This window comes from Sulfitobacter mediterraneus, assembly GCF_003054325.1.
Taxonomy (GTDB): Bacteria; Pseudomonadota; Alphaproteobacteria; order Rhodobacterales; family Rhodobacteraceae; genus Sulfitobacter; species Sulfitobacter mediterraneus.
In genome coordinates this window covers 421,837-437,770 of record NZ_QBKU01000001.1, presented here as the reverse complement: position 1 = coordinate 437,770, position 15,934 = coordinate 421,837, and the positions used below count along the sequence as shown (strand labels likewise).

Genomic DNA, 15,934 nt, shown 5'->3' with positions numbered 1-15,934 from the left:
CGGTGAGGGCAGGCAAGTCAGGGGCGCTACCTATCGTGGTAAATCTCCATGGCGCCACACCCGTGGATAATGCTGTCATATACTTGTTACATTCACGCCTCTGCGGTTAGTGTATCACCATGAGACGCTACATTTTTCTTTTCGTTATAGGCTTCACAGCCTTTCCAGCTTTGGCACAATCGCCAACGGCGGATGTGACATGCGATGACAGCGCGCGCTTAGAGCGGATGCTAAGCACTGTAATGCACGCCGAACGCCGCGCCTTGGGGTTTCGCGGGCCAGAGACTTTGCTTGAGGTCTGGATCGATCCGCGCACGCAGGATTGGACGTTGGTGCAAACCTACACCAATGGCACGTCCTGCATCATTGCGATGGGCGAACACTGGGAAGACTTGACACCCGCACCCGCATAGACGCGACTAGGCCTCCTCAAGGCGGTCGGTCGCGGGGGCTGGGGTTTGGCAAAGAGCCGTGATCCGTGCATAGTGTTTGTCGCTCAACGATATCTGCGTCGTTGCCAGCGATGGTCGCGGGGTCCATCTGCGTCTGTGCGGCAAGGGCTGCAATAGATTTTGCAGTTTGTGCATCCACGTTTGTCCATACCGCGCGGCATATCGGCTGTCCGTGGCAAGACGGCCGCCTCCGCTTTGTGTATCTTTGCCCGCCAACAGCCCCGCTCCAAGCGGCGAATAGGCGGCGACGTTGATACCTTCGGGTTTGGCCATTGGCAGCAATTCAACCTCGGCCTAACGTTTGACTAATGAATACATGCGCTGGATCATAACGATGCGGGTGCCCATCGCCGCAGCCACGCCTTGCGTTTTCACCACTTGCCAAGCGGTATTGTTGGTCACGCCGATGTGGCGAATTTTCCAGCCTGCTGCAACCGCGCGACCGCCTCAATTGTTTCCTCTAGTGGGGTGTCAGCGGCAAAGCGGGCAGATACAGCAGATCAATGTAATCCAGACCAAGCCGCTCTTGAAAGGCGTCAAAGGTAGCGTTTATGTTCTTTCTGCCTGCACCGCCCGTATAGGCGATCTTGGTTCCAACATGGATCGTGTTAGGTTCAGCCTTGATAAACTGGGCCAACAGGGTCCCGGATGCGCCGCCTGTGTAAACATGCGCTGTGTCGAAATGGTTCACACCCGCCGCGCGACACGCGTCATACATGGCGGGGCTGGCCCCAGCATCTGCTGTGCCGCCAAATTGCATGGTTCCAAAACACAAAGGCGACAGCGGCGTCCCGCCAAGCGTGCGAAGCTGCGTCATGTCGCTTGTTTCTCGTCAGGCCTCAGAAAGCTCACCGCGACGGCGGATAAGGCGACCATTCCGGCGGCGATCCCGAGCATTAGGGGAAGCCCCCCGATCTGATAGCTGAGCCCTGATGCGAGCGTCCCGATCAGCCGCCCAGCCGCGTTGGCCATGTAGTAGAACCCCACATCCATTGTGACCCGTTCCGCCTTGGTGAAGGACAGGATCAGAAAGGAATGGAGCGATGAGTTCACCGCAAACAGCGCCCCGAACACCAACAACCCCACAACGACACCGAGCGTCAGCCAGTCTTGCGGCCCATGCGCCATCAAAGCCGCCACGGCGAGAACCGCCGGGACCACAGCAAGCGCCCAAGCCCAACCGCGTGCCGCTGAAATCAGCTCAGCGGTGGGACGCGTTTTGGCGCGCAGGATACGTGGGGCATTGGCCTGCACTAACCCGTACAAGATGACCCATACGGCCATAAACGTCCCGATCAAGAAGAACGCGGTGCGATTGCCTTGCGTCGTTCCATCCGACAAAACCGCGTAGAAATAGATCGGGATACCGACCACGAACCAGACATCCCGCGCCCCGAACAGAACGACCCGCGCAGCGCTGAGCCAGTTGACGTTGGGCGATTTGGAAAAGATCTCGGCGAATTTTGCGTCCTTGCGGCCTTTGGGAAGACCCGCTGGCATTAACAATAGAACGGCGATCAGGATCACCGCCAACACCGCCGCCATGCCAAGCACTGCACCAACAAAGCCCACTGTCGCCAGTAGCGCAGCGCCCAGCAGAAACCCCACACCTTTGACCATATTCTTGGATCCCGTCAGCAGGGCGACCCAGCGGAACAATCCTGCATCACCAGTAGGCGCCAGCAATTTAACCGCAGATTTGGACGACATCTTGGCGAGGTCTTTTGCCACTCCGCTGGCCCCTTGCACCAACATCACAAACACAACCGACGCCCCAACGGCCCAGTTCGGGTCAAGTTGCGCGAGCACCAACAGAGCGACAGCCTGCATCCCAAGCCCGGCATATAGGGTCGACGTCAGCCCGAACCGCGCCGCGATCCACCCAGCGCACAGGTTCGTCACGACGCCTGCGATCTCGTAGAGCACAAACAGATAGGCCAGCTGCACAGGAGAAAAGCCCAGCGTGTGAAAGTGCAACAACACCAACATCCGCAGCGCTCCGTCCGATAGCATGAACGCCCAATAGGCGGCCGTTACGGCGATGTAGGCCGACAGGCCCTCGGGCCGCGCGTCGCTCACAAACTGCCCCCGACCATCAATGCCACATCCACCAGACGATGCGCGTAGCCCATTTCGTTATCATACCACGTGTAGACTTTGACCTGTGTGCCGTTGATCACCATGGTCGAAAGCGCGTCCACAATGCTTGAGCGTTCGTCATTGGTGTAGTCCGTCGAGACAAGCGGACGTTCCTCATAGCCAAGAATGCCGTTCAATTCACTCTCGGACGCGGCTTTGAAAAGGCCGTTGACCTCCTCTGCGGTGGTTTCGCGCTCAACTTCGAACACACAATCGGTCAGCGAGGCATTCAACAGCGGCACCCGCACCGCATGGCCGTTCAGACGTCCCTTAAGCTCTGGGTAGATCAGCGTGATCGCCGTCGCACTGCCCGTCGTTGTCGGGATAAGGGAGTTGAGCGCCGATCGCGCACGGCGCAAATCCTTGGCAGGGCGATCCACAATGGTCTGCGTGTTCGTCACATCATGGATCGTGGTGATGGAGCCGTGCTTGATCTTCAGGTTTTCGTGGATCACCTTCACGACCGGGGCCAGACAGTTCGTCGTGCAACTGGCCGCCGTGACGATGTTATGGCGCGCGGGATCATAGATCTCGTCATTCACGCCAAACACGATATTCGCGGCATTGCCGTCCTTTACCGGAGCGGACACCACGACCTTTTTAACGCCGGCGTCAAAGTAGGGCGCGATCTTGGCTTCGGTTTTGAAGACGCCGGTGCAGTCGATCACAACATCAACTCCGTCCAGCGGCAGATCGGCAATGTCGCGGGTGCCAATGAACGGCAGTCGCGTGCCATCAATTGTCACGCCGTTGTCGTCATGGGCAAACTCGGCGTCCCAGCGCCCATGCACCGTATCAAACTCTAGCAGATGCGCGTGCATCTCGGGGTCACCGACCGCGTCGTTGATCCATGCTATTTCCGCGCCGCGCGCCAAAAGGGGCTTTAAGGCGAGTTTACCAATCCGGCCAAGGCCGTTCACAGCATATACGGTCATTAGGCTATCCTTCGTTTTTGATTTGGCCGATGTCATCCACGGCCTTTTGCAGGGAAATACGATCCAGTGACGCAATCGGCAGGGCGGTAAACCCCGTCATGCGGTTGCGCAACGCGCCATAGGTCTGGCGGAATGCGAGGCTCTTCTCTGCGTCTGTGCCCTGAACATTGACCGGATCAGGTAGCCCCCAGTGGGCACTAATTGTCTGACCCTGCCACGCGGGGCATTCTTCATTGGCGGCTTGATCACAAACGGTGAAGACAAAGTCGAGGGCCGGAGCATTTTCGGTCTGAAACTCCCCGATGTTCTTAGCCCGCAATTCTGACACGTCATGGCCGTTATGCTCCAACACCTCCAAGGCAAAGGGGTTTAGGTCCGATCGCGGTTTGGTGCCCGCAGAATAGACGTTGAAACGATCCGGCGAGAGGTCGCGCAGGATGGCTTCGGCAAAAATCGACCGGGCGGAATTGCCGGTGCAGATGAACAAGACATTGAACTTTCGATCCGTCATTTCAGAAATCCTATGGGAGGCATCACTGGAGAATGGAGAACAAATTTCAGGTCGTCCCCGACAACAGTCGTGGAGAAGGAACCCAATCGTCGCTTGAGTTACGTCCATATCCACTGAGTAGCGCAGCGATGTGCCGACCCGTTCTTGGCTGATCAGACCGGTTTGCATCAGCGCAGATACATAGGTCGACAGCGTATTGGGCTTAAGTTCGAGAGCATTGGCGAGTTCCGTCGCAGGAACCCGGTCTGGGTAGCGCCGCATGAGCAGCCGGAACACAGCGAGCCGTTGCGGATGGCCAAGCGTTGAGAGGCGGTCGGGAATTAATATATCCATACTTCATGAATAATTGAAGTATGGGCCAAATTAAAATGAAGATTTTGTAAAAATGAGCCCCCGCTCGCCGGAACGGCACCTCAATAAAGAGTGGCGCATACGCGATCTTGGATTAACTGTGTTGCGGGTTTGCCCTCTGGTTTCGAGTTGGCGGCATTGGCCAGAAGAGCTAGCTTCTCTGGTTTTTGGAATCCAACCAACTGACGATATCTTGCCGTGGCGCACCTATGAACTCAGCAGGATGTTGAGGATCAAAAATGTGCTTTGTAGGATCAAAAACGCGTGGCCCCCGGGTCGTTTTCGTCGTGACCCAAATTGCCGCGATGCGGTTCGCTTCATCCATTTCGGCAATATATCTGTCCATAGCTTCCCCGCACCCAGTGTGTAACGCTTTCATGACGTTAGGATACGTGGAACGATTCGAAAAGTATCCCAGCGGTCTGGGGGCTTTCCCGGATGCGCCTGGAAGTTTGAGCATGCCTTCGCAATTGGGACTAAAGGCTGATGATGCGCGGACCACGGCCGACTGAAGCAATTGATCTGTGCATCCACTACGACCTGATGGTCAAATTCCAAGTAGGCAGACTCACCAAGACCTCGGCGAACGGCCAGCACCTTCGCCGAAATCGCTTAGATGTCGATGCCTTCTGCGATAGTCAGAGCGTCTTCTAGTTCGACACCGAGGTAGCGCACCGTGCTATTGACCTTCGTATTACCAAGCAAAAGCTGCACAGCGCGCAAGTTGCCGGTCTTACGGTATATCTCGGCAGCTTTGGTTCGGCGGAGCAAATGGGTATCGTAGCCTCTCGGCTCCAACCCAATCGATGTCAACCAATCACTAACGAGCCGACCATAGTGACGTGTTGAGATGTGTGGGCGGTCGTGGAAGCGGCTCGGAAACATGAAGCGGCGACCAATCATCTCCGGTGACCTCGTCCAAACAATGACGGCATCTCGTGTGTTCTCAGTCAGTTCAAACTGAACCTGCTTTTTGGTCTTGTTTTGGTTCATAGAAACGCGTTCGCGAACGCGATCATCCTTGACCAATTCAGTCACGACGAGTTTGACAAGATAGCAGCTCCACCGCTTACTATCAATCGCTACGTTTAGCAGCGCTAGGTCGCGAAGGTAGCCTGCAAGTTCGAGGCGCGCGCGGATAGATCAGACTTGTTTGGTAAGCAGCGGCCGTTCCTGCCCGATGATCCGACCTTTGTTCCAGGCTTTGCGCTTAGAGGTGACTGCAGGAAGTTGGACTCTTGGCATGATTTGCCCTCCAATCCTCCTTCCAAACCCAGTCGTCATCACCGCGCTGACACCAAAAGCACAGCATTGGATTGAATGGCCGCTCTTGGACGCGTGTGCAGACGGCATTTCTAAGACTGCATCACACCGCAACAAGCCACACTTGATCCTTTCGCCTTTTATCTTTGCTGCGATTTGTTTGAATGACCACTTTTCCTGCTGCGAAGCTGTATGGAAATTTACGCTGTTGCAGCATTATCCATGCTGCGAGCGCGCGCAGCGAGAAAAAGCAATGACGGAGTCGGGCTCTTCAGGAACATTCGCCGCACCTAGTTCGATTGGCTGCTTAGGCTAAAACATGGGCAGAGATGTCCTCAGTTGAAGCAGCTTCCAAAGCTCTCAAGCCGCTCGTGATTCGGGAGGATGACGTTTGCGGCGTGCAGCACTTCAGCATTTCGAACAGACATCGGCAGCCAGTTAACGATCATGTCTGACTGTACTTTATGAGGTTACATACAATCATGTATGGAGGTATAATAATACCACATATAGGGTAACACATGCGCCGCTACACCAGAACAAATCGACTGAACAGAAGACATGCACTGGCGGATGCAAGTAATGCAGTCGCTGGCCATGGGCCAGATGGTCGGGTGTGGGACGGCAGAGCCAAAAGATGGAAGAGGCCAACATGAGCAATTCACCTCAAGAACAAATACAGGCACCAATGACAACTGATGAGCAGCGTGATGTGATCCTTAACGTCGTGATGGACTTTTTCCCTGATGACATTGGGGAGTACATTCGTCACGTGGGCTTTGATATTCAGGGCATCGGTGACCCCAAGAACTTCGTTGACGCATGGCTAGGTCACTACCGGCTCGGGCAGGGCACGTATGACGTTGATCGCGCCTTGATGGACTTCACCACGTGGCCGCCGATTTCGCGGCGCATTTTCGAGTTGCAGGACGAAGCCCGGAAGTTAGCCACATGATTTGTGAACAGATGCCGCAGATACGGATTTCTGACGCCCACCGACTGTCTAGTGGCGCGATCAATATTCGCGGTGTTCAGGTTTCCATTGAATGGACTCAGCAACCTCTTGGTGGATCACGGGCATGGTTCAACTGCCCCACATGCCAGCGCCGGTGTGCCATTCTTTATCCAAACCGTTGCAGGCTCTGTTTGAAGTTGCGGTACCAATCCGAGTTGTTGTCCCCTGAAGACCGCGCAATATTACAGGCGCACAAATTGCGGGCGCGGCTCGGCCAATCTGACGGCAACCTTACTCTCCCGTTACCTCCAAAGCCAAAGTGGATGCGCTGGCACACATACTTCGCATTTCGCAAACGCATCCATCGCGCAGATCAACGCCAGTTAAGTTGGGTCAGAGCATATCTGGACGCCATGCGTCGTGAATAGATTTGAAGGTAAAAAAATGCTGACAGGCAAAGGCAAGACGGGTTTGCAAAGAGATACGCGCGGGCGTGGGGAAGGGGTCTTACTAGATTACGAGCAAAATGCTCTTGCTCGAGAGCTCGCGAGGCTCGACGCCAAGATGGTTGAACAAGTCGCCATACATCGCCAGACATGCCACGCCAAGACCCGAAAGGGGCGTCTATGTAGGAACAAATCAGAACCGGGTCGCAGGCGATGCAAGTTTCACGGCGGTATGTCCACGGGGCCAAAGACACAGGAAGGCAGGGCGCGCATAGCAGAGGCTCAACGTGCCAGGTGGGCCGGTTTCCGCCAAAACGCAAAGAAAAAGTCCGGCAGGTGACCCAGCGTTTCAAATACAGCCAGGCCAGGTGTGAGATGTCCAATGGGATCAGAATTCCAAACCTGTCAGTTCGGCCGCTTTGGCTTTGAACACTCCAAATGCAATTGTCTTCAACATCTCGAGCGTGACGCCACCGGCTTTTCCAGCTAGTTCCTTGGTTTTTGCCCAAACTTTTTCGTCGCGAATGGTAGCGATATAATCATGACCTGCGTTTGTGATTCGGAAAAAGCGCCCTTCCTCCATCGCCATTAATCCTGCGTCACAAAGAAGCCTATAATGATAGTGTTCTAGGTGCCCGTTTTCGCTTGTTTCAAAGTCTGCTTTGCCTTTTTGTATTCGTCCCAATTTAAAAGCCTCCGCAGCTAATAATAGGTCTCTCATCATGTCATCATTGCGTTTCAAGGCACTTCCTTTCCGATCCAATCCAAACTAGCACATCGCTACGCTGCCCGGGATACACTTACATTTGGTACACTAGTTTTGTTGCTGGACACTGGGCATATAACTAAAACGATAAGTTTTCCGCTAGGGCATTGGCTCAGAAATTCACTAATGAGCATCAGCCGCAATTGGGCGCTATGCGCGAACGCTCAAGATGCTGAGTGAAGAACGTTGGCGCTGCTTTTACTGGCAAGGGTGCAACCCGCCGCTGCAATGTCTGCAAAAGAGGGAGCACTGGTCAGAAAAAAAGTTAAGATTAGCGGCTGACCGCATCGGGAGCAGCCATCAATCACACCGGACGGGAATTGGACCTCGGCCATCCCATATTGCTGGATCGTTGTCCGGTTACTTCAACACTTCATTATGTGCTGAAACTGCTTCGTTCCCGGATCAAAAGCCATCAGTTGCCCACCCCCGAGATCTTGCCAGATGCCATGAAGCTTGAGACCGCGGCTCTCGATCGCGCTCACCACATTCGGGTAGGTCATTAGGTTCTCCAAGGATGTCATTACGCTGATGAATTCGAGAGCTCGAACACGGTCCTCCGCTTTGGAAAGCCCCTCGACGCGGAAGAATTCATCGCCGACGATCTTCAACCACGTTGAGAGGGCAGGGGTGACACTGATGGAGTCCGGATTTAGTGCCAGATCGTGGCAGGCCTTGATGCCACCACATTGTGAGTGCCCGGCAACAACGATGTGGCTGACTTTCAGTACATCTACTGCGTAGTCTAAGGCGGCGACCGTTCCATGATGCCCAGCGTCGTCGGCAAATTTTGGAACGAGGTTTGCGATGTTGCGGTGTACAAAGATGTCACCTGGGTCAGCGTCGAACACTTTCGAAGTTTGAACACGGCTGTCGCAACAGCCAATTGCGAAAACTCTTGGCGTTTGCCCCTGATCAGCGAGTTGTCGGTATTTATCGCTTGCCGGGTCGTAGTCTGACGACTTCCACCTTGCATAACCTTCGACGAGAAACCTTGGTAGCGCGCTAATCCCCATGTGTTATCCTTCCGTTTGGCTGTTATTCAACACTTGAAAACCCTTGAGCAAATCTGCTCGGGGTTCGTGGTGCATCAGACAATTCAATGGTCGCTGTCATGGGTTGGAAATCATCGAAGGATTGACTGATCAATTGATTGTCCCAGATGTAATCGACGTCGCCCGAACGCGGCGAGAGCAGGCAACTGTAGAGCGTTCCAAAACCTCGATTGTATGCGTAAGAGCGCAATGGAGGCTTCTGAAATGCTTGGTGTAGCTCTTGCGTTGAGGGAGCGTTCTGCGCCGAAGTCAGATCACTCAAGACCGAAGAACGTTCTTTGGATCTTGCAAGGGCCACATAGGCATCCCACCTTTTTCCGGATTGATGGTTCGTCGCATATGGCCTGTCGAGCGTCTTTGCGCGTTGGCCTGGGGCAATCTCGACGGTGCGCACGTCACCCGAACAGTCATTGATCGTTATGTTGTAAGCCATATGGCATGGCACATGCTTCAGGGCCTCGACTGCTTGATATGTGGTGTCACAGGTTTGCAGGAGGTACCGCAGGATAATCGGGATACCAAAGCCGATCCCGGTTGCACGGCTGCCACCAAAAGCAAGGCTGACCGCAAGTCCGTATTCGTTGATGCCATCGAGGCATCCCCAAAGACTATCAATCGTCGAAATGACCCGCGTGTTGCCCCAGTTCGTCAGCGCGACTGTCCCCTCAAAAAGGCGGGGGCTGTAGTCATAGCTTCGAAAAAGGACAGGCTGTCCGCTCGACCAGAGACCGATTTGGCTGCACCCCGTCACGTAGGCGGGTGGGCAATACATCGATAAGAACCTTGCGGCCGTATCGTCCAGGCCGTCGACTGAGATCAAGTCCTGATAAATGCGGGATAGTTCCGGCATATGGGACCGAACGGATTTCTCGCACGCCACAAAAGAGGGTCGATTGCTGATACCATGGGACAAAAACCACCGACGATACGAGGGCCAGAACCGATCAAAAGATGATTTCCAGTTCTCGCCAGCACCGTCGTACTCAACAAATTGAAAGCTTAACTTGCGGGACATCAGATGATCTTGAATGCCCCCGGCTCCTGTATTTGTGGCGGCGTGTCCTCAAACGGCGCCAAGGCACGCGTGGTGTAGCCAGAACGAATTGCCTTCACCCAGTCTTTGGCTCGTTTTGTGAGTTTATGGTTCTTGGACATCAGACGACCCTTGGTGATCAAGATGCCAAGATCTGCGCCTTCGTAGCAGTAATCCCCGCTGCCAGCGATGCGAAGGAAGAAGCCTTCAGTCTTGTCGTCCAGATTTGATCTGCGCAGGTCGAAGCGATCAAGTTCCAAGCGACCGTCATCACCAATGTGGTAGATGCCGCTTTCAGGCGCATCTTCGATCACGCCAACCTCGTCTTCAGTATACTTGATGACCAATTGCGACCAAGTGTCGATGTTCTTTGGCTCGCTCCAACGTTTGTTCACCTCGCCGATGTCGATATCGAAATCTTGGCCGCTGAACTCGAGGAGATGGAACAGGAAGAGAGGCATGTCTGCGAAGGCAAACGACGCGATATTCGTCATTGCGGATGCCCCGGTGACGCGCGGATTGAGCTCGCCAAGCCAAACTTCATTGGTATCCTGGTCGATCAGGAAATCCAGTTCGAAGTAGCCACGATACCCAGTTTTTCGAAGCTCTTCACCAAACTTGAAGGTAAGGTCACGCGCGCGCTCAGATATCTCAATTGGAAAGGCATCCGGTGAGATTTCATTTCCTGCCCAGCCTCCCCGATAAGGCGTCAGCTCCTTGAAACCCACGATCTCCGTCATCAAGGGTCCAACAACAGTGCCGCAACGCGTTGTGCAAGCCTCGATCGCCGCCTGATGGCATTTGATACGCGTCATGATCTTGACGGTGCCTGCCGAAACAATCTCATCCGCATGCTTTTTCCAGGTGGCTTTGCTAGACACAAAAAACGTCGTGTGGCCGGAGTCACCAAACGAGGTTTGGATGACAAGGTCGGTGCCGAGGTGTTCGGCTTTTTGGCAGAGATCTTCGTAAGACGAGATCTTTGCTAAGACGTTTGGAACGCTGGGAACACCGGCGCGCTCGCCAATTTTCACAGTCTGGATCTTGTCATCCAGTCGATTGCGCAATTTAGCTTTTGGAAACGGAATTCGTAGTTTCGCCGCTTTTGCCAGTTGCTCAGTTTCCCCATCAAACATAAGGAAAACGCCCTGGCCGCGCTTCTTTGGGCGGATGTAGTCGAGGACTTCTTTGTTGCCGAGAAGATGGTTGTTGATCTCCTCCATGCTTTCAAATTCCTGGGTCGCGTCATGGGAAGGAACGAACACGTTTGGATGGCGTCCGTCGAAACAGTCGATCAGATTGATGAACTTGAAATTGCTCACCCACGTATCGATACCCAGAAGGTTGAAGGGGCTGGCACTCACGAAGTAAATGGGTTGCTCGTTCTTGTGGAAAAACAACCTCGCATCTGCAACGGATGTAAGCATGGCAAGTTCCTTTCTGGATCGTTGGTTCCAAGCATTAGCGTGGCTAGAGGTCCCTGATTGGCATTTGAAGCGGGCCAAGACCCCTGAGGAAGGTCGTGGTTGGACCAGGTTTGTACACGTCGAAATCGATGGGTTTGTCGCGATAGGACTTGAGCGTTTGACCCAACCCGTTGGCTCCACGTTTGCGGCAGCGTTTTACGAGGTCGAGATCAAGCTCCAGCGGAAATACAGCGTCCGCTTGCCCAGCATCGTGGACGATATGACCGGTCGGATCAGCCACCACGGAATGGCCGATGCCCCCGGAATCGAGACCATTCACGTCGACAACATAGCATTGGAACATCACCGCAGTCGCTCGGGCAATCGCGAGTTCAGCATCACGGTCCGTTGTGCCCGTCAAAACGGGGTGAAGGAGAACCTCAACACCTTGTGAGACAAGTGTCCTTGTCGTTTCGGGAAACCAAATATCGTAGCAGATAGTCAATCCAAAACGCCCGACACTGGGGACATCAAAAATGAGGAAATGCTCACCAGCCTTTACACCCTGTTCATAGGGTCTAAAGGGAAACATCTTGTCGTACTCGCCTACGATCTCCCCGTCAGGGTTGATCACAACGGTGTGGTTGAAGATGTCTTCGCCCCGCTTTAGGAAATATGACCCAGGGCAGACCCAAACGTTGTGCTTTGCGGCGAACTCGCGGAACGGAGCTTCCACGCTATCGGGGTCCTCAGTGGCAAATGCGATGGACGGACCGTGTGGCGCAAGCTCGCTGAAAAGGATCATGTCGGTCCATGGATGAACATGGACAATCTTGTTAGCACGCTGCAACATCGCAGGTATGTTGTTCCCTGATACGGAAACTGGCATCTGCACACCGGCCACTGAAAAATGAGTCATCCAAGACGCCCTTGAGTTTGGGTGCAAGGTCAATTAGCGCCTTGCAATCCTTACTCTGTTAGGGTCATGAGGGGTGTGAAATGAAGTTCTATTAAGTGATAGACCAACATCGGAATAACCGATTTCCGGCGTCTTTGGGTCGCCTCGTTACTTTCTGCCGCTGAACTGGGCCATCTGTGGAGAGACAAAGCTCGACTTGAAATAGTCTACCAACAGGTGCATCGCAGGAGTGAACTCGGCGTCGCTCCGCCAGGCTATTCCGACGTCCATTGTTGGGATCTCGACGTCGGTGGAAACTGTTTCCAGACGTTTGCCTTCCAACGACCACGGCCGATACACCATGTCGGATAGAATGGCGACGCCTTGCCCATTCGCAACCATAGACCTGCAGGCTTCAACAGATGATGTTCTGAGCTTCGTATTGGGTCGATAGTTGGTCTTGCTCCAGTATTTCATGGCGGTATGGGCCGCCTCGTCGACTGTGAGCATTATATAGTCTTCCTTGGCGATCTCCTTGAAGCTTGCTTTGCCGCCGTCCAGAAAACGGTGGCCAGTTGGAACCCAAAGCCTACGAGACGACTTCAAGAGAGTTTCTGATTCCAGGTCAGGACTGCTGAGGTTCGACGTGAGAAGAACAGCGAGATCGAAGCGGTTTGCGAGGAGGCCGTCCTCGATGCTCTCGCGGTTCAGTTCACTGATCTGGATATCCAAGCCTGGATGAAGGCGGGCAAGGCGATCGATATGGAAGGGAAGGAAATAGCCCAACACAGTATATGTCGCGGCCAGAGTGATCCTGCCGCTTACTTCTGAACGGCGCTTGGTCAGTCTCTTAGCTTCATCAACCTTGTCCAGGATTTCCCGAGATGCCGCTAAGAATTCTCGTCCTGAATCCGTCAACTCCATCCCTTGAGAGGAGCGTACAAAGAGTTCGGCATCAACAATTGCTTCCAATTCCTTGATAGCGCCCGTGACTGACGATTGTGAGATGGACAACGCACTCGCGGCGCGACTCACTTGACCCGATTCTGCGGTTGCCACGAAATATTTGAGATGGCGTAGGTTCATAGCCTTCACTTAACACTATACCTGACGCCAAGCTATCGGAAAATTCGATGCCATTTGTGTACTGTGCAGATGCAGCAATTTCCCTTTGTTATAAATCAACAGGTTGAGCAATTTCTTTCGCGATTGCAGTATCTAAATTTCTGATACGCAGGCCTCAGAATAAAGAAATTCCAATTCTCAGTGCTTTTTGTGAACCTGTTCGAAACCAAACAGGGATGCGAACCATGAAAGAGATTATCGACCTCAACTGCGACATGGGTGAGGGATTTGGCCAGTGGAAGTTGGGTGAAGCGCCAGATGAAGAGATCATGGCACTCATCAGTTCAGCCAACATCGCGGCAGGTTTTCATGCTGGCGACCCAAACTCAATGGATCGGGTCGTTAAGCTCGCGCAGACCTACGGCGTCGGCCTGGGGGCACATCCCGGATACAATGATCTTCAGGGTTTTGGCCGCCGCTACATCAAGACAAGCTCCGAAGAACTTGTGAACGACATCGTTTATCAAGTTGGCGCAATCCGGGAATTTGGGCGCCGTCATGGTGTCAGCCTCCAACATGTGAAGCCGCACGGAGCCCTCTACATGGAAGCGGCTGTCAACGAAGAACTGTCCGAGATGATCGTCGACACGCTTGGTAAGACGTGTGGCACTGCCATTATCTTCTGCATGGGGATTTCGAAAACCTACGAAGTCGCAAAACGCGTTGGTCATCCTGTTGCTCGCGAATTCTACGCTGATCGTGACTACGACAAGTCTGGTTCAATCGTCTTTGCACGACACGTTTCTCGACCAAAACCGGAAGAAGTGGCTGAGAAATGCGTGCGGGCCTGCAAAGAAGGTGTCGTGAGAACTGTCGATGGTGAGGACATTCCAATCGAGTTTGAATCCATCTGTTTCCATTCGGACACGCCAGGTGCTCTGGATATGGGCAAAGCCATCCGGGCCGGCCTGACGGATGCGGGCATAACAATCGCGCCAGCTGCTACAGTGCTGGGACTCTAAGATATCCTGAGGGAGGAAAACACAAATGGCACAAGTACTTTCACCGTTGCCGGGGACTTTCTACGTTAAGCCGTCGCCGGAAGCCGACCAGTTCAAATCGTCTGGAGACGCCGTTGCCGTTGGCGACACGATCGGTCTTATCGAAGTGATGAAGACGTTCATCGAGATCAAATCTGAAGTTGCTGGTACTTTCACCGCTTATGCAGCGGAAGACGGAACTCCGGTTCAAGCCGGCGAAGCCCTTGCTGAAGTGGCCGAATGATATGACCATTCAACGTCTATTTATTGCAAACCGTGGCGAAATCGCTGTCCGCATTATTCATGCTGCCAAGTCGCTCGGCATCACCACAATCCAAGCCTACTCTGAGGGCGATGCAGACATGCTTGCAGTTAAACTGGCCGACGAGTCAGTGTGCATTGGGCCGGCCAAAGCAACGGAATCCTATCTCAACGTTACTGGTATGGTCGCGGCGGCAATTGAGAAATCCGCCGATGCGGTACACCCCGGTTACGGTTTCTTGTCGGAAAGCCCTGAGTTCGCACGCGCGATTGAACAGGCTGGCCTCAAGTTTATCGGACCTTCTGCTGATACGATTGAGCGGATGGGGGACAAAGTTGCTGCGCGCCAGGCAGCGGAAGCTGCTGGTGTGCCCGTTGTACCCGGCTCCAAGGGTCGCATCGAAGATGTGAACGAAGCCGTCGCAGTGGCGGCGCAAGTTGGCTACCCGGTTATGGTCAAGGCTGCTGCTGGTGGTGGTGGCAAAGGCATTCGGATCGCAGACAACGAAGAGGAGCTGCGTACCTTAGCCCCACAGGCACAACAGGAAGCTGCCGCCGCCTTTGGCGACGGTGGTCTCTACGTCGAACGCTCTGTGAAATCACCGCGCCACATCGAAGTTCAGATTGTTGGTGATGGCAAGAAAGCGGTTCACTTCTACGAGCGCGAATGCTCGCTGCAGCGTCGACGCCAGAAAGTCTGGGAAGAAGCGGGAGCTGATTGCCTTGATGATGAGACACGTGAGAATCTCTGTATGGCTGCGGTCGCTCTTGCCGAAGCTGTCAATTATCGCGGCGCTGGAACACTCGAGTACCTCTACGAAGAAAGCACGAAAGAGTTCTTCTTCATCGAGATGAACACGCGCATTCAGGTCGAACACCCAGTGACCGAGATGATTACCGGTTTTGACCTGGTTCAGGAAATGATCCGTGTTTGCGGCGGCGAAGAGCTCAGTGTCAGCCAAGATCAGGTCAAGAAGTCCGGTCATGCGATCGAGGTTCGCCTCAATGCGGAAGATCCCTTCATGCAGTTCATGCCTTGGCCCGGAAAGGTCGAAAGCTTGAAGATTCCAGAAGGGGAGGGGATCCGGTTCGACCACTTAATGTACGAAGGTTATCAGATTCCTCCGTTCTACGACTCTTTGATCGGGAAACTGATCGTGCATGGCAAGGATCGTGCGGATGCGATCTCGAAAATGGCTGCTGCACTTGATGGTCTTGAGATCAATGGCCTGAAAACAACTGTCCCACTCCACAAGGCACTGGCCAAAGATCCGACCGTCGCAACTGGCGATTTCCACACCCAATGGCTCGAGCCGTGGCTGGAAGCCGGAAACCTTAGCCCCGAGAACACGTGAGGA

General features: G+C 53.9%; 18 protein-coding genes. 6 read left to right on the top strand and 12 right to left on the bottom strand.

The window, feature by feature from the left end; translation table 11 throughout:
* Positions 1-227 precede the first annotated feature (227 nt).
* Positions 228-413, top strand: coding sequence for a hypothetical protein (locus C8N31_RS20180; RefSeq protein ID WP_146173094.1), 186 nt, complete (start codon positions 228-230; stop codon positions 411-413).
* A 6-nt stretch (positions 414-419) separates the two neighbouring features.
* Here the strand turns inward: C8N31_RS20180 and C8N31_RS20675 are convergent, their stop codons facing one another.
* The 6 genes from C8N31_RS20675 to C8N31_RS02245 form a co-directional block, all read right to left on the bottom strand.
* Positions 420-725 (bottom strand): hypothetical protein, encoded by a 306-nt coding sequence (locus tag C8N31_RS20675; protein ID WP_310437629.1) that lies wholly within the window; start codon positions 723-725, stop codon positions 420-422.
* 187 nt (positions 726-912) lie between these two features.
* Complete coding sequence (locus tag C8N31_RS20670) at positions 913-1,269, bottom strand: aldo/keto reductase (protein ID WP_310437628.1); 357 nt, start codon at positions 1,267-1,269, stop codon at positions 913-915.
* Positions 1,266-2,531, bottom strand: coding sequence for an organoarsenical effux MFS transporter ArsJ (gene arsJ, locus C8N31_RS02265; protein ID WP_025047324.1), 1,266 nt, complete (start codon positions 2,529-2,531; stop codon positions 1,266-1,268). Before arsJ ends, C8N31_RS20670 begins: the two co-directional genes overlap by 4 nt.
* Complete coding sequence (locus tag C8N31_RS02260; protein ID WP_025047323.1) at positions 2,528-3,526, bottom strand: ArsJ-associated glyceraldehyde-3-phosphate dehydrogenase; 999 nt, start codon at positions 3,524-3,526, stop codon at positions 2,528-2,530. The genes arsJ and C8N31_RS02260 overlap by 4 nt, the downstream gene beginning before the upstream one ends.
* A 4-nt stretch (positions 3,527-3,530) precedes the next feature.
* A complete protein-coding gene (locus tag C8N31_RS02255) occupies positions 3,531-4,370 on the bottom strand; it encodes an arsenate reductase/protein-tyrosine-phosphatase family protein (protein ID WP_025047322.1) in 840 nt (279 codons plus the stop codon).
* 630 nt (positions 4,371-5,000) lie between these two features.
* A complete protein-coding gene (locus tag C8N31_RS02245; protein WP_231476719.1) occupies positions 5,001-5,528 on the bottom strand; it encodes a tyrosine-type recombinase/integrase in 528 nt (175 codons plus the stop codon).
* 760 nt (positions 5,529-6,288) lie between these two features.
* On the opposite strand from C8N31_RS02245, the gene C8N31_RS02240 reads away from it, so the two are divergent.
* Both C8N31_RS02240 and C8N31_RS20665 read left to right on the top strand, forming a co-directional pair.
* Positions 6,289-6,606 (top strand): hypothetical protein, encoded by a 318-nt coding sequence (locus C8N31_RS02240; protein WP_037917801.1) that lies wholly within the window; start codon positions 6,289-6,291, stop codon positions 6,604-6,606.
* A gap of 444 nt (positions 6,607-7,050) precedes the next feature.
* Positions 7,051-7,392, top strand: a complete 342-nt coding sequence (locus tag C8N31_RS20665) for an HGGxSTG domain-containing protein (RefSeq protein ID WP_025047319.1) — start codon at positions 7,051-7,053, stop codon at positions 7,390-7,392.
* Between the two features lie 48 nt (positions 7,393-7,440).
* On the opposite strand, the gene C8N31_RS02230 is transcribed toward C8N31_RS20665, so the two are convergent.
* The 6 genes from C8N31_RS02230 to C8N31_RS02205 all read right to left on the bottom strand — a co-directional run bounded on the left by C8N31_RS02230 (position 7,441) and on the right by C8N31_RS02205 (position 13,296).
* On the bottom strand, positions 7,441-7,794 hold the full coding sequence (locus C8N31_RS02230; RefSeq protein ID WP_146173093.1) for a DUF2513 domain-containing protein: 354 nt from the start codon (positions 7,792-7,794) through the stop codon (positions 7,441-7,443).
* Between the two features lie 389 nt (positions 7,795-8,183).
* A complete protein-coding gene (locus C8N31_RS02225) occupies positions 8,184-8,834 on the bottom strand; it encodes a carbonic anhydrase (RefSeq protein ID WP_025047317.1) in 651 nt (216 codons plus the stop codon).
* A 22-nt stretch (positions 8,835-8,856) separates the two neighbouring features.
* Positions 8,857-9,888 carry a C45 family autoproteolytic acyltransferase/hydrolase gene (locus tag C8N31_RS02220; RefSeq protein ID WP_025047316.1) on the bottom strand — a complete coding sequence of 344 codons (1,032 nt, stop codon included), beginning with the start codon at positions 9,886-9,888 and terminating at the stop codon, positions 8,857-8,859.
* The gene (locus C8N31_RS02215; RefSeq protein WP_269146521.1) at positions 9,888-11,411 is read right to left on the bottom strand and encodes a biotin carboxylase; all 1,524 of its coding nucleotides are present in this window, start codon (positions 11,409-11,411) and stop codon (positions 9,888-9,890) included. Before C8N31_RS02215 ends, C8N31_RS02220 begins: the two co-directional genes overlap by 1 nt.
* Positions 11,377-12,231 carry a carbon-nitrogen hydrolase family protein gene (locus tag C8N31_RS02210; RefSeq protein ID WP_025047314.1) on the bottom strand — a complete coding sequence of 285 codons (855 nt, stop codon included), beginning with the start codon at positions 12,229-12,231 and terminating at the stop codon, positions 11,377-11,379. Before C8N31_RS02210 ends, C8N31_RS02215 begins: the two co-directional genes overlap by 35 nt.
* A 147-nt stretch (positions 12,232-12,378) precedes the next feature.
* Positions 12,379-13,296 (bottom strand): LysR family transcriptional regulator, encoded by a 918-nt coding sequence (locus C8N31_RS02205; protein WP_025047313.1) that lies wholly within the window; start codon positions 13,294-13,296, stop codon positions 12,379-12,381.
* 224 nt (positions 13,297-13,520) lie between these two features.
* On the opposite strand from C8N31_RS02205, the gene C8N31_RS02200 reads away from it, so the two are divergent.
* From C8N31_RS02200 to C8N31_RS02190, 3 genes are read left to right on the top strand one after another with little or no spacing between them, the layout of a single operon-like run.
* On the top strand, positions 13,521-14,297 hold the full coding sequence (locus tag C8N31_RS02200; protein WP_025047312.1) for a 5-oxoprolinase subunit PxpA: 777 nt from the start codon (positions 13,521-13,523) through the stop codon (positions 14,295-14,297).
* Positions 14,298-14,322: 25 nt separating this feature from the next.
* On the top strand, positions 14,323-14,559 hold the full coding sequence (locus tag C8N31_RS02195) for an acetyl-CoA carboxylase (RefSeq protein ID WP_025047311.1): 237 nt from the start codon (positions 14,323-14,325) through the stop codon (positions 14,557-14,559).
* Between the two features lies 1 nt (position 14,560).
* The gene (locus C8N31_RS02190; RefSeq protein WP_025047310.1) at positions 14,561-15,931 is read left to right on the top strand and encodes an acetyl-CoA carboxylase biotin carboxylase subunit; all 1,371 of its coding nucleotides are present in this window, start codon (positions 14,561-14,563) and stop codon (positions 15,929-15,931) included.
* Positions 15,932-15,934 lie beyond the last annotated feature (3 nt).

Excerpts from the sequence above, each read along its gene's own strand:
- C8N31_RS20180 (WP_146173094.1), top strand. The coding sequence starts at position 228 with ATGCTAAGCACTGTAATGCACGCCGAACGCCGCGCCTTGGGGTTTCGC.
- C8N31_RS20675 (WP_310437629.1), bottom strand. The coding sequence starts at position 725 with ATGGCCAAACCCGAAGGTATCAACGTCGCCGCCTATTCGCCGCTTGGA.
- C8N31_RS20670 (WP_310437628.1), bottom strand. The coding sequence starts at position 1,269 with ATGACGCAGCTTCGCACGCTTGGCGGGACGCCGCTGTCGCCTTTGTGT.
- C8N31_RS02225 (WP_025047317.1), bottom strand. The coding sequence starts at position 8,834 with ATGGGGATTAGCGCGCTACCAAGGTTTCTCGTCGAAGGTTATGCAAGG.
- C8N31_RS02240 (WP_037917801.1), top strand. The coding sequence starts at position 6,289 with ATGGAAGAGGCCAACATGAGCAATTCACCTCAAGAACAAATACAGGCA.
- C8N31_RS02210 (WP_025047314.1), bottom strand. The coding sequence starts at position 12,231 with ATGACTCATTTTTCAGTGGCCGGTGTGCAGATGCCAGTTTCCGTATCA.
- C8N31_RS02255 (WP_025047322.1), bottom strand. The coding sequence starts at position 4,370 with ATGGATATATTAATTCCCGACCGCCTCTCAACGCTTGGCCATCCGCAA.
- C8N31_RS02195 (WP_025047311.1), top strand. The coding sequence starts at position 14,323 with ATGGCACAAGTACTTTCACCGTTGCCGGGGACTTTCTACGTTAAGCCG.
- C8N31_RS02260 (WP_025047323.1), bottom strand. The coding sequence starts at position 3,526 with ATGACCGTATATGCTGTGAACGGCCTTGGCCGGATTGGTAAACTCGCC.
- C8N31_RS02220 (WP_025047316.1), bottom strand. The coding sequence starts at position 9,888 with ATGTCCCGCAAGTTAAGCTTTCAATTTGTTGAGTACGACGGTGCTGGC.
- C8N31_RS02200 (WP_025047312.1), top strand. The coding sequence starts at position 13,521 with ATGAAAGAGATTATCGACCTCAACTGCGACATGGGTGAGGGATTTGGC.
- C8N31_RS20665 (WP_025047319.1), top strand. The coding sequence starts at position 7,051 with ATGCTGACAGGCAAAGGCAAGACGGGTTTGCAAAGAGATACGCGCGGG.
- C8N31_RS02190 (WP_025047310.1), top strand. The coding sequence starts at position 14,561 with ATGACCATTCAACGTCTATTTATTGCAAACCGTGGCGAAATCGCTGTC.
- C8N31_RS02205 (WP_025047313.1), bottom strand. The coding sequence starts at position 13,296 with ATGAACCTACGCCATCTCAAATATTTCGTGGCAACCGCAGAATCGGGT.